The sequence below is a fragment of the Proluteimonas luteida genome, assembly GCF_021191695.1.
GTDB lineage: Bacteria > Pseudomonadota > Gammaproteobacteria > Xanthomonadales > Xanthomonadaceae > Luteimonas > Luteimonas luteida.
Genome location: NZ_JAIWPT010000010.1, coordinates 1 through 12,541 on the forward strand (window position 1 = coordinate 1; position 12,541 = coordinate 12,541).

Below are 12,541 nucleotides of genomic sequence, written 5' to 3' on the forward strand. Positions count from 1 at the left end.
CTACTGGAGCACGTATCGGATCGCCCGGATCGACAGCACGACCCGGACGGTGAACGCGGGCCGTTCGCTCGCATGACCTGTCCACCATGTCTCCGAACAGGTGTCCACCATGTGTCCGGTCCATACAGCGGGAGAGGGTTGGGGTGAGGGCAAATGCGGCCGGTTGCACTGTCGCGACGACGGCCTTCACGCCGCAGCGGGCAGGATCGAGCGGTCCGCCCGTTTCCGGAGATCCGCATGTCGCGATACCCGCAATGCCTGCTGCTGTCGGTGCTGCTGTTGCTGGCATCGGCGGGTGCGTCCGCCGCCGATCCCTGCCCATTGCTGCGCATGCAGGTCGACGCCCCGGACCCGGCGACCCGGCTCGCCGCGGCGGCCTGCGAGGAGCACCAGCTGTGGCACCGGCCGTTCATCGATGCGTCCGGTGGCCTCGCCGGCTCGCAGGTGCGCGAAGCGGAAACCGCGCTGCTGACCAATGGCGAACAGGCCTGGCGCCGGGTGGCGGGCTACTGGCTCGGCGCCGGTCTGCTGCCGCGGCTGCAGCACCGCCCGGGCGCCGACGACTGCGCCTTCGCCGCGTTCAATGCGCAGCCGTCGGCGGCGTGCCGTGCGTTGCTGGTCGACGTGCCGTGGTCGGCGGCGTTCGTGTCATGGACCGCGCGGCGCGCGGCGCTGCCCGGCTTCAGCGGTGCGCCGAGCCACGTCGACTACGTGCGCGATGCCTATCGTCAGCCCGAGACCAGTGCCTACCGCGTGGCCGATCCGCGTACCGTGCGGCCGGCCCGCGGCGACCTGCTGTGCTACGTGCGCGTGGCCAACCGGATCTTCGGTTTCCCCGGGCTGGCGACGCTGCTCAGCAGCGACGACGGCGGCCTCGGCATGCACTGCGACGTGGTGGTCGCGGCCGCGGGCGAGGGCAGCGCGCAGGCCTATCTGGTCGGCGGCAACGTGCTCGACGGCGTGACCATGCGCATGCTGCCGCTGACTCCCGGCGGCCAGTTCGCCGCGCTGGCGACGCGTACGCTCGACGATCCGCCGTGCACGCCGGACACGCCGCAGGCCTGCGACGCCAACCGCCAGGACTGGGCGGTACTGCTGCAGCTGCGGCCGGCCGCCGAACTGGCGACGCTGCAGCCATCGCCACCACTGGTCGCCGCCGTACCTCGACCGGTTCCACAACCGCTGGATCCATCGCGTCCGGCCACGCCCATGTGCTGCGTCGAATGCAGCGCCGGCGACGGCCTGCCGCCGTGTCCGGGCGTATCGCCGGGTCGTTGAACGCCGTCCGGTGGGCGCAAGTCCATCGCATTGCCGGCTGCGCGCAACGGCGAGGAGTACGCAAAGAAAAAGGTTCATCACCCAGGTCCGGGAAAGACGCGCGCCTTGCGTAGGTCGGCCCTACGCGGCCGACGCGCGTGGTGTCCGGATTAGCGAGATGCCGCGGGATCCGCCGATGCGGCTTGACCGGGCGTTTCGGCGTCGGGGGCGTTGCCCCGACCTACGAGAGGTGAGTCCTGGGGATCGGAGCGGCCTACCTACGGCGTCCGGCAAACGCGCCAGTTGGGCGAAGACCCAAGGAAAGACATGTCCTCAGCGCAGGAAGCCGGCCAGCGCCTCCGCGTAGCCGGGCTGCGCCTGGATGTCGTTGTGGTCGGCCTCGGGGAAGGCCATTACGTCCGTCTCCGGCGGCAGCGCGGCCAGCAGTGCATCGGTATGCCGCGGCGGGATCACCCGGTCACGGCCGGCGCGCAGCACCAGCAGCTGGCCGCGATACTGCGCCAGCGCATCGGTCACGTCGTAGCGGTCGCGCAGCAGCCAGCGCACCGGCAGCCACGGATAGTGGCCCTGCGCGACGTTGACGAGACTGTCGAACGGGGTGATCAGCACCAGCCGGGCGACCGGCCGGTGCGCGGCCACGTGACTGGCGATGCCGCCGCCGAGGCTGCGGCCGATGGCGTCCACCGTCTGCCCGGAGTGGCGCGCCGCGACGGCGTCGTGGAATGCGAGCGCGTCGTCCAGCAGCTGTGGCGCCGCCGGCGTGCCGTCGCTGGCGCCGTAGCCGCGATAGGCCAGCAGGTAGACGCGATGCCGGGGAAACCAGCGTGCGAAATCCGCGCGATTGGCCTCGACCCGCTCGCCGTTGCCGCCGAAGTACAGCAGCGGGATGCCGTCGGCCGGCCCGAACGCCCAGCCACGCAGCGTCGCGTCTTCGCGCTCGACGGCGAAATCGGTCCCGGCGGCGGCCACGCGGGTCGCCTGCGGGAAATAGAGCAGGCTGCGCTGGCCCAGGAACATCGCCGCGCATAGCGCCGCGTAGGCGAATGCGGCCAGCGCCGGCAGGAGCAGCCATGTGCGCACGGGTCAGCCGCGTGGATGGTCGCGTTGCGCCGCCTCGAACGCCGCCAGCTGCGCCGGCGTCGCCTCGCGCTGGTGCAGTCGCTTCCATTCGGCGAAGGGCATGCCGTAGACAGCCGTGCGCGCGGCGTCCTTGTCGAGGGCGACGCCTTCGGCCTGCGCGGCCTCGCGGTACCAGTCGGCCAGGCAGTTGCGGCAGAAGCCGGCGAGGATCATCAGGTCGATGTTCTGCACGTCGGGCCGCGCCTGGTTGAGATGCGCCAGCAGGCGCCGGAATGCCGCGGCCTCGACGGCGGTGCGGGTGTCAGCATCGAGCGGTGCAGTGGGTTGGGAGGCGTCGTTCATGGGCGCGCGGTCCTGCGGAAAGAAGGTGCGGCCAGCATCGCGATCGGCGCACGCACCTGCAAGGGCAGGGCGGAATCGGGGACAATGACGCGCCCCCCGCACCGGATCCCGACCGCATGACTGCCGCAGACCCCGTCCCGGCCCGCATTCTCGACGGCAAGCGCATTGCCGACACGCTGCTCGAGGGGCTGCGCGGCCGCGTCGACGCGCGCATCGCGGCCGGCGGGGCGCGCCCCGGACTGGCGGTGGTGCTGGTCGGCGGCGATCCCGCATCGCAGTCCTACGTGCGCAACAAGCGCCGCGCGGCCGAGAAGGTCGGCATCCAGGCCTTCGATTTCGACCTGCCGGTCGGCACGACCGAGGCCGAGCTGGTCGCGCTGATCGACCGCCTCAATGCCGATCCCGCGGTGCACGGCATCCTGGTGCAGTTGCCGCTGCCGGGCATTCCCGACGCCACGCGGCTGATCCACCGCATCGACCCGCGCAAGGACGTCGACGGCTTCCACCCGGAGAACGTCGGCCACTTGGCGCTGCGCCAGTTCGGCCTGCGTCCGTGCACCCCGCGCGGCATCACCACGCTGCTGGCGTGGACCGACCGCCCGGTGCGCGGGCAGAGCGCGACCATCGTCGGCGTCAGCAACCATGTCGGCCGGCCGATGGCGCTGGAACTGCTGATCGCGGGCTGCACGGTCACCAGCTGCCACAAGTTCACCCCGCCGGACGTGCTGCGCCGGCACGTCGGCGAGGCCGACATCCTCGTCGTCGCCGTCGGCAAGCCCGGTCTGATCCCCGGCGACTGGGTCAAGCCGGGGGCCGTGGTCATCGACGTCGGCATCAACCGCCTCGACGACGGCCGGCTGGTCGGCGACGTCGGCTATGCCGAGGCCGCGCGCCGCGCCAGCTGGATCACCCCGGTGCCCGGCGGCGTCGGCCCGATGACCGTGGCCACGCTGATGCAGAACACCATCGAGGCGGCCGAGGCCGCGGACGAGGTGGATCGGAAGCGCTGATTTCCGCCACCGATCTGCGCGGATCAACGCGGATCAGAAAGCATGAAGTAGGCGAGGAAGTCCGTTTCCGGGTCCCTGCGCCCGACACCTCCGCATTCCATGTACTTTTTGCCATATCCGCGTTGATCCGCGTCGATCCGTGGCCAAACAGTTCTACCCGGCAGGCCGCCGCCAGGCCCGCAAACGCGATAGAATGGCGCGCTTCCTCCTCCCCGGCACCCCGCATGCTGCGCATCCAGGCCGAAGCACTCACCTACGACGACGTTTCGCTCGTTCCCGCCCATTCGACGGTCCTGCCCAAGGACGTCCGCCTCGCCACCCGGCTCACCCGCGACCTGCGCCTGAACCTGCCGATCGTCTCGGCGGCGATGGACACGGTGACCGAATCGCGCCTCGCGATCGCGATGGCCCAGCTCGGCGGCATCGGCATCCTGCACAAGAACCTCAGCATCGAGCGCCAGGCCGCCGAAGTGGCGCGGGTCAAGAACTTCGAGGCCGGGGTGATCCGCGAGCCGTTCACCGTCGGCCCCGACACCACGATCGGTGAAGTGCTGCGCCTGACCCGTGCCCGCAACATCTCCGGCGTGCCGGTGGTCGACAGCGGCCGCCTGGTCGGCATCGTCACCGGCCGCGACATGCGCTTCGAGACCAAGCTCGACGACCCGGTGCGCAACGTCATGACCAAGCAGGACCGCCTGGTCACCGTGCGCGAGGGCGCGAGCGAGGAAGAAGTGCTGGCGCTGCTGCACAAGCACCGGATCGAGAAGGTGCTGGTGGTCAACGACGACTTCGCGCTGCGCGGGCTGATCACCGTCAAGGACATCCAGAAAGCGCACGACAACCCCAACGCCGCCAAGGACGCCGACGAGCAGCTGCTGGTCGGCGCCGCGCTGGGCGTCGGCGGCGACACCGAGCAGCGTATCGAGGCGCTGGTCGCGGCCGGCGTCGACGTGGTCATCGTCGACACCGCGCACGGCCATTCGCAGGGCGTGCTCGACCGCGTGGCGTGGATCAAGAAGCGCTACCCGTCGCTGCAGGTCGTCGGCGGCAACATCGTCACCGGCGACGCCGCAAAGGCGCTGGAAGACGCCGGCGCCGATGCGGTCAAGGTCGGCGTGGGCCCGGGCTCGATCTGCACCACGCGCGTCGTCGCCGGCGTCGGCGTGCCGCAGATCACGGCCGTCGACATGGTCGCCGAGGCGCTGCAGGACCGCATCCCGCTGATCGCCGACGGCGGCATCCGCTACTCGGGCGACATCGGCAAGGCGCTGGTCGCCGGCGCATCGACGGTGATGATCGGCGGCCTGTTCGCCGGCACCGAGGAGTCGCCGGGCGAGACCGAACTGTTCCAGGGCCGCAGCTACAAGAGCTACCGCGGCATGGGCAGCCTGGGCGCGATGGAGAAGGGCAGCAAGGACCGGTACTTCCAGGATTCGTCCGACGCCGACAAGCTGGTGCCCGAGGGCATCGAGGGCAGGGTGCCGTACCGCGGACCGCTGAGCGGCATCATCCACCAGCTCGCCGGCGGCCTGCGCGCGACGATGGGCTACGTCGGCTGCGCGACGATCGAGGACATGCGCAAGAAGCCGCAGTTCGTGAAGATCACCGGCGCCGGCCAGCGCGAGAGCCACGTCCACGACGTGCAGATCACCAAGCAGCCGCCGAATTACCAAGCGGGCTGAGGCCCGCCTGGCGTGATTCGTGATTGGTGATTGGTGATTCGGAAAAGCAGATTCCGCCATGAACCCGTCTTCGCGGGAATGACGGGGCGGGCAGGCAGCGGTTCGTGATGCGACACAAACAGATTGCAACGAGGCACACATGACCGGCGTTTCCGAATCACCAATCACCAATCCGCACTCCCGGCTCCACGACGACAAGATCCTGATCCTCGACTTCGGCGCGCAGTACACGCAGCTGATCGCCCGGCGCATCCGCGAGCTGGGCGTCTACTGCGAGATCTGGGCCTGGGACCATGATCCGGCGGAGATCGCGAAGTTCGCGCCCAAGGGCATCATCCTGTCGGGCGGGCCGGAATCGACCACCGAGCACGGCTCGCCGCGCGCACCGCAACAGGTCTTCGACGCCGGCCTGCCGCTGCTGGGCATCTGCTACGGCATGCAGACGATGGCCAAGCAACTGGGCGGCGAGACCGAAGCCGCCGATGCGCGCGAGTACGGCCATGCGGAAGTCGCGATCGTCGCCGGAGATCGCCTGTTCGAAGGCCTGAGCGACCACGCCGGCAGCCAGCGCCTCGACGTGTGGATGAGCCACGGCGACCACGTCAGCGCAGCGCCGCCCGAGTTCATTGTCACCGCCAGCACCGACCGCGTGCCGGTCGCCGCGTTCGCCAATGACGACAAGCGCTGGTATGGCGTGCAGTTCCACCCGGAAGTCACGCATACCAAACAGGGCCAGGCGCTGCTGCGCCGCTTCGTCGTCGACATATGCGGCTGCCAGACGCTCTGGACCGCGGCCAACATCATCGACGACCAGATCGCCCGCGTGCGCGGGACCGTCGGCAGCGACGAGGTGATCCTCGGCCTGTCGGGCGGCGTGGATTCGTCGGTCGTCGCCGCGCTGCTGCACAAGGCGATCGGCGACCAGCTGACCTGCGTGTTCGTCGACACCGGCCTGCTGCGCTGGCAGGAAGGCGATCAGGTGATGGCGACCTTCGCCGATGCCTCCAGCGCGCACGGCCTCGGCATCCGGGTGATCCGCGTCGACGCCCGCGACCGTTATTTCAGCGCGCTCAAGGGCGTCAGCGACCCGGAGGCCAAGCGCAAGATCATCGGCAACCTGTTCGTCGAGATCTTCGACGAGGAATCCTCGAAGCTGACCAACGCCAAGTGGCTGGCGCAGGGCACCATCTATCCCGACGTCATTGAGTCGGCCGGCAGCAAGACCGGCAAGGCGCACGTCATCAAGAGCCACCACAACGTCGGCGGCCTGCCCGAGCACATGAAGCTGGGCCTGGTCGAGCCGCTGCGCGAGCTGTTCAAGGACGAGGTGCGCCGGCTCGGCGTCGAACTCGGCTTGCCGAAGGCGATGGTCTACCGGCATCCGTTCCCGGGCCCGGGCCTGGGCGTGCGCGTCCTCGGCGAGGTCAAGGCCGAATACGCCGAGATCTTGGCCAAGGCCGACCACATCTTCATCGAGGAACTGCGCAAGGCAGACCTCTACGACAAGACCAGCCAGGCCTTCGCCGTGTTCCTGCCGGTCAAGTCCGTCGGCGTCGTCGGCGACGCCCGCGCCTACGAATGGGTGATCGCGCTGCGCGCCGTGGAGACCATCGACTTCATGACCGCCCACTGGGCGCACCTGCCGTACGACTTCCTCGGCCGCGTCTCGAACCGGATCATCAATGAGGTCCGTGGGGTTTCGCGCGTGGTCTACGACATCAGCGGCAAGCCGCCGGCAACGATCGAGTGGGAGTGAGCGGGGCATCCAGTCCTCAAATAGCCAAAGCTTCCTGGAGCCTCTTCTGATGTAGCGATCGACTATGACGTTCTCCCTGAGAACGTGTACGGTTGACCAAAGTGGCGCATTAGCACGAATGCTGGACACCAATGACCGTCGGAGTTGGTGGGCAGTGCTTCACTCCGGCGCGGGGAACGCCGTAAAACAGTCAGGGGGAACATGATGCAGATCCAGCAGGATGCAACCGCGCCCGCGGAGAAGGAAGTTGGCAAAGCAAAGCGGCCCGGAGTGATGGTGCGCTTTCTGAATTGGTACTGGGGAAAGCGCGACGAAGGCGAAAAGGGAAATCCGGTCACGCGGACAATCATTGCACTGGTCCTGGTGGCGCTGGGCGTGATGGGCAGCGAGGTCTATCAGTGGGGGAAGGGAAAAGTGGTTGGACCGGATGACTTCCTGGTCAGCATCAGGGATGAACAGGCCGCTTCCTTCAAAAGGCTGGAGGAAGGTCTGAGTTCACTGCGGTCTGGTGACCGGGACGCGGTTTCCGAGGTCAGGGGCGCAGTCGGCGAGATCCGCCGGATCAACGCCAGCCTCCTCGCACGCCTGCAACTGGCGAACGCCGAGAACGAGCGTGTTGCCCGTCTCGTCGGCGTACCTGGAGGCGTGGACATGATTCTGACCAGCGACACCGGAATGCCGCTGGATGCTCAGTCCGAGGTCGGGGTGCAGAACATTCAAAGCAACGGAGCCTATGTCTCCGTGACATCTCTGGCAGGCGATTCGGCTCCACAGTTCCTTCGAAGCGGGGAATCCATTGCGTACTCCAGTGCTGACGGCCGCGCCTGCAGGCTCATTCTTCGCTCTGTCGATTCGCGCAGCGCGGTCTCCCTGAGCAATCGCTGCAGCAGCTGACAGCGCTTGGCGGCTTGGCGCGCGAACCTGTCGGCTGGATTGCCGGCACGATTGTTCGCCAGTCTCGCAATGCGATAACGATCAGCCGTCGTCGACCGGCCACCTGCCCTTCCCAAGTTCCGACGGTGCAACTCGGGCGCCTCCAGGTTGCCGTCGCTATCATTCTCAGATCACCGTCGTGTGGCCCGACGCATCATCGTCGAGCCTCCGCCGACTCGAACGAAAGGGAGTGCCCATTGAACCAACAGGCCTTGTCCGCCTTCATCTGGTCTGTCGCCGACCTGCTGCGCGGCGACTACAAGCCGCACGAATACGGCCGCGTCATCCTGCCGTTCACCGTGCTACGGCGCCTGGACTGCGTGCTGGCACTGACCAAGGACAAGGTGCTGGCGGAGCACGACAAGAAGACCGCCGCCGGCGTCAACCCGGACCCGTTCCTGCGCCGCAAGGTGGGCAAGGCGAAGTTCTACAACACCTCGCCGATGGACCTGCCGAAGCTGCTCGGCGACCAGGACCACATCCGCCAGAACCTCTACGCCTACATCCAGGGTTTCTCGCCGGAGGCGCGCGACATCTTCGAGCGTTTCGACTTCCATGCCCAGGTCGAGCGCCTGGCCAAGTCCAACCTGCTGTACCTGGTCACCGAGAAGTTCGCCAACATCGACCTGCACCCGGATCGTGTCGACAACGCGCAGATGGGCCATGTGTTCGAGGAACTGATCCGCAAGTTCGCCGAACTGTCCAACGAAACCGCCGGCGAGCACTTCACCCCGCGCGAAGTCATCCGCCTGATGGTCAACCTCATCTTCATCGAGGACGACGACGTGCTCACTCCCGGAAACGCCGTGGTCCGCACCCTCTACGACCCCACGGCCGGCACCGGCGGCATGCTCTCGGTGGGTGCAGAGCACCTGATGCAGCACAACCCGGCCGCGCGGCTCACCTTGTTCGGGCAGGAGCTCAATGACGAGTCCTACGCCATCTGCAAGGCCGACATGCTGATCCGCGGTCAAGCGGTGGAGAACATCGTTCCCGGCAACACCCTCAGCGAAGACGGCTTCGCCCGCCGCAGGTTCGACTACATGCTGTCCAACCCGCCGTTCGGCGTGGAGTGGAAGAAGGTCGAGAAGGCCGTGCGCAGGGAGCACGAGGAAAAGGGCTTCGACGGCCGCTTCGGCCCCGGCCTGCCACGCGTGTCCGACGGCTCCATGCTGTTCCTGCTGCACCTGGTGTCGAAGATGTCGCCGGTGGTGGACGGCGAGGGCGGCAGCCGTTTCGGCATCGTGCTCAACGGCTCGCCGCTGTTCACCGGCGGTGCCGGCAGCGGCGAGAGCGAGATCCGCCGCTACCTGCTGGAGAACGACCTGGTGGAGGCCATCATCGGCCTGCCCACCGACATGTTCTACAACACCGGCATCAGCACCTATATCTGGATTGTCTCCAACAAGAAGCCGGACGACCGCCGCGGCTGGATGCAGCTGATCGACGCCAGCGGCTTCTGGCAGAAGATGCGCAAGTCGCTCGGCAGCAAGCGCAAGGAACTCGGCGACGGCCACATCGCCACCATCACCCGCCTGTTCGGCGATTTCGTCGAGGCCGAGCGCGTCATCCTGTTCGACGCCGAAGGCAGGCAAGTGGCCCAGCATATCGTGCCCGCCACCCAAAGCGCTCCCGAACCGCCGCCAGGCGGCAAGGCCAAAGCCGTGCCGGTCTCGCGGATCTTCCGCAACGAGGACTTCGGCTACACCACCATCACCGTCGAGCGCCCGTTGCGCGACGAGGCCGGCAACATCGTCCTCGGCCAGAAAGGCAGGCAGAAGGGCAAGCCGCAGCCCGATTCCAGCCTGCGCGACACCGAGAACGTGCCGCTGGGGCAGGACATCGGCGAATACTTCGCCCGTGAAGTGCTGCCGCACGCGCCGGATGCGTGGATCGACGAGGCCAAAAGCAAGGTCGGCTACGAGATCCCGTTCAACCGCCACTTCTACGTGTTCGAGCCGCCGCGGCCGCTGGAGGAGATCGATGCGGAGCTGAAGCAGGTGTCGGCCAGCATCATGCGGATGCTGGGGGAGTTGGTGAAATGAGTTTTCCGAGGTACCCAGAGTACAAGGACAGTGGGGTCCAGTGGTTAGGAGAAGTTCCGGAACATTGGCAACTGGCGAGGATTCGTTCGTTTACGCGCTTTTGCGGAGGTGGTACTCCGTCGCGAGAGAACCCGAACTACTGGAATGGAGACATCCCTTGGGTTTCGCCGAAAGACATGAAAGTAGAGCGTATCGCTGGCGCTGAGGAATACGTCACCGAGGATGGGCTTGCCGCAAGCACTTCCTCGATGATTGATGAAGGAAGTCTGCTCATCGTTGTACGTTCTGGCATTCTGAAGCACACAATTCCCGTCGCTATCAACGATCGTCCAGTAGCGCTGAATCAGGATATGAAGGCGCTTCGCTTCGCGAAAGGATCAGCGACTAGCGATTTCTTCCTGCGCTGGGTTCAGGGGTTGAACGACTTGCTTCTGCTCGCATGGGCGAAGCAAGGCGCTACTGTGGAAAGCATCGAGCATTCCTATCTGGCGGAAACGATCGTCCCGCTCCCGCTGCCGGCAGAACAGGATGCGATCACCGCCTTTCTCGACCGCGAAACCGCCAAGATCGACACCCTGATCGCCGAGCAGGAAAAGCTGCTGGCCCTGCTGGCCGAAAAGCGCCAGGCCACCATCTCCCACGCCGTCACTCGCGGCCTCGACCCCAACGCCCCGATGAAGGACTCCGGCATCCCGTGGCTGGGCGAAGTGCCAGCGCATTGGGATGTGACACGATTCAAGCAGGCGGCTCTGAGCATCGAGCAAGGATGGAGCCCCCAGTGCGAGAATTTCCCGGTGGAAGAACCCGAAGAGTGGGGCGTTCTAAAAGTTGGCTGCGTGAACGGCGGAGCGTTCGATGCGAAGGAGAACAAGAAGCTTCCACCTGAATTCACACCTCTGTCCGAGTACGCATTGAAAGCGGGCGACCTCCTGATCTCCCGGGCGAATACGAAGGAACTCGTTGGCAGTGCTGCGGTCGTGCCTTTCGACTTTGACCGACTTTTGCTCTGCGACAAGCTCTATCGTCTTCGGCTTGCTTTAGACGTCTGCTTGCCAAACTACGCCGCCGCCGTCCTGGGTACGCGCGAGGCGCGGTCACAAGTTGAAATCGCGGCGACGGGTGCCAGCAGTTCCATGCTGAACATCGGCCAAAGCGTTGTGCTCAACCTGCCGCTGCCGTTGCCAGCCGTGGACGAACAACGCGCAATCATTGATTTCCTTCAGGTCGAGACCGGCAGACTCCATACATTGTCGAACGGTGCTCTGCGCGCCATCGCATTGCTCAAAGAACGCCGCAGCGCCCTGATCGCCGCCGCCGTCACCGGCAAGATCGACGTGCGCGGCGAAGTCCCCATCGAGGAACAAGCCGCATGAGCGACATCCAGCTGTTCCGCGTGGCCGGCGGCAATGCGGTGGAACTTCCCGGCCGCGCCGCCGCGATCGAAAGACAGCTGCAATCCCTGATCGAGTCGCAGATGCCGGCCTTCCTCGGCGTGTGCTTCCTCGCCAGCGAATACGCCACCGGCAAGACCCACAAGGGCCGGATCGATTCGCTGGGGCTGGACGAGAACGGCTGCCCGGTCATCGTCGAGTACAAGCGCCACAGCAACGAGAATGTCATCAACCAAGGCCTGTTCTACCTGGACTGGTTGCTCGACCACCAGGCCGAGTTCCGCTGGCTGGTGATGGAAAAGCTGGGCAAGGACGCGGCCGACGCCATCGACTGGGCCGGCACCCGCCTGCTGTGCATCGCCGCCGATTTCACCCGCTACGACCAACACGCCGTGCAGCAGATCCCGCGCAACGTCGAGCTGATCCGCTACAAGCTGTTCGGCGATGAGTTGCTGTTGTTGGAGCTGGTCAATGCGGTCAGCGTGGCCGATGCCACGGTCGCCAAGGCCGACTCTGCGATGCAGCAGGCTTCCGGCAAGTCCAGGCCCAGCGGCAAGGACAAGAGTGCGGAAGAGCAACTGGCGCATGCTGCGCCGACGATCCAGGCGCTGTATGCGTCGCTGGCCGGTTATCTCTCGGCACTGGGCGATGACGTGCAGGAGAAGCACCTCAAGCTCTACACCGCCTTCCGCCGGCTGAAGAACTTCGCCTGCGTGATCCCCTATCGCGACAAGCTGCTGGTGATGCTGAAGGTCGACCCGGATACCGTGGCGCTGGAAGAAGGCTTCAGCCGCGACACGCGCAACATCGGCACCTGGGGCACCGGCGACCTGGAGCTCACCCTGCGCACGATGGCCGACTTCGAGAAGGCCAGGCCGTTGCTGGATCGGAGCTACTCGGAGCAGTGAAGGGGTCGGATTCGAATTTCGCAGCCCGCAGGGCAACATTCGTTGCCGGAAGGGCAACACGGCGAGGCGTGTTGGCGCGTCGCGCGCGCGGGTTGCACAGCACAGGAATCAAGGCT

At 66.5% G+C, this 12,541-nt stretch carries 10 protein-coding genes; 8 read left to right on the forward strand and 2 right to left on the reverse strand.

Features of this window, described 5'->3' with window-relative positions; genetic code table 11:
- Nucleotides 1-237 precede the first annotated feature (237 nt).
- On the forward strand, nucleotides 238-1,278 hold the full coding sequence (locus LDO26_RS10080) for a DUF2272 domain-containing protein (protein ID WP_232130964.1): 1,041 nt from the start codon (nucleotides 238-240) through the stop codon (nucleotides 1,276-1,278).
- A 312-nt stretch (nucleotides 1,279-1,590) separates the two neighbouring features.
- Here the strand turns inward: LDO26_RS10080 and LDO26_RS10085 are convergent, their stop codons facing one another.
- The gene (locus LDO26_RS10085) at nucleotides 1,591-2,358 is read right to left on the reverse strand and encodes an alpha/beta hydrolase (RefSeq protein WP_232130965.1); all 768 of its coding nucleotides are present in this window, start codon (nucleotides 2,356-2,358) and stop codon (nucleotides 1,591-1,593) included.
- Between the two features lie 3 nt (nucleotides 2,359-2,361).
- Nucleotides 2,362-2,700 (reverse strand): DUF1244 domain-containing protein, encoded by a 339-nt coding sequence (locus LDO26_RS10090; protein ID WP_232130966.1) that lies wholly within the window; start codon nucleotides 2,698-2,700, stop codon nucleotides 2,362-2,364.
- Nucleotides 2,701-2,816: 116 nt separating this feature from the next.
- On the opposite strand from LDO26_RS10090, the gene folD reads away from it, so the two are divergent.
- The 7 genes from folD (at nucleotide 2,817) to LDO26_RS10125 (ending at nucleotide 12,425) form a co-directional block, all read left to right on the forward strand.
- Nucleotides 2,817-3,710, forward strand: coding sequence for a bifunctional methylenetetrahydrofolate dehydrogenase/methenyltetrahydrofolate cyclohydrolase FolD (gene folD, locus LDO26_RS10095; RefSeq protein ID WP_232130967.1), 894 nt, complete (start codon nucleotides 2,817-2,819; stop codon nucleotides 3,708-3,710).
- Nucleotides 3,711-3,934: 224 nt separating this feature from the next.
- Complete coding sequence (gene guaB / locus LDO26_RS10100; RefSeq protein WP_232130968.1) at nucleotides 3,935-5,392, forward strand: IMP dehydrogenase; 1,458 nt, start codon at nucleotides 3,935-3,937, stop codon at nucleotides 5,390-5,392.
- Nucleotides 5,393-5,531: 139 nt separating this feature from the next.
- Nucleotides 5,532-7,148 (forward strand): glutamine-hydrolyzing GMP synthase, encoded by a 1,617-nt coding sequence (gene guaA, locus LDO26_RS10105; protein WP_232130969.1) that lies wholly within the window; start codon nucleotides 5,532-5,534, stop codon nucleotides 7,146-7,148.
- 204 nt (nucleotides 7,149-7,352) lie between these two features.
- The gene (locus tag LDO26_RS10110) at nucleotides 7,353-8,042 is read left to right on the forward strand and encodes a hypothetical protein (protein WP_232130970.1); all 690 of its coding nucleotides are present in this window, start codon (nucleotides 7,353-7,355) and stop codon (nucleotides 8,040-8,042) included.
- 236 nt (nucleotides 8,043-8,278) lie between these two features.
- Nucleotides 8,279-10,126: a type I restriction-modification system subunit M gene (locus LDO26_RS10115; RefSeq protein ID WP_232130971.1), complete on the forward strand. Its 1,848-nt coding sequence runs from the start codon at nucleotides 8,279-8,281 to the stop codon at nucleotides 10,124-10,126.
- On the forward strand, nucleotides 10,123-11,499 hold the full coding sequence (locus LDO26_RS10120; RefSeq protein WP_232130972.1) for a restriction endonuclease subunit S: 1,377 nt from the start codon (nucleotides 10,123-10,125) through the stop codon (nucleotides 11,497-11,499). The genes LDO26_RS10115 and LDO26_RS10120 overlap by 4 nt, the downstream gene beginning before the upstream one ends.
- Nucleotides 11,496-12,425: a DUF5655 domain-containing protein gene (locus LDO26_RS10125; RefSeq protein WP_232130973.1), complete on the forward strand. Its 930-nt coding sequence runs from the start codon at nucleotides 11,496-11,498 to the stop codon at nucleotides 12,423-12,425. The genes LDO26_RS10120 and LDO26_RS10125 overlap by 4 nt, the downstream gene beginning before the upstream one ends.
- The last annotated feature ends 116 nt before the right edge of the window (nucleotides 12,426-12,541 follow it).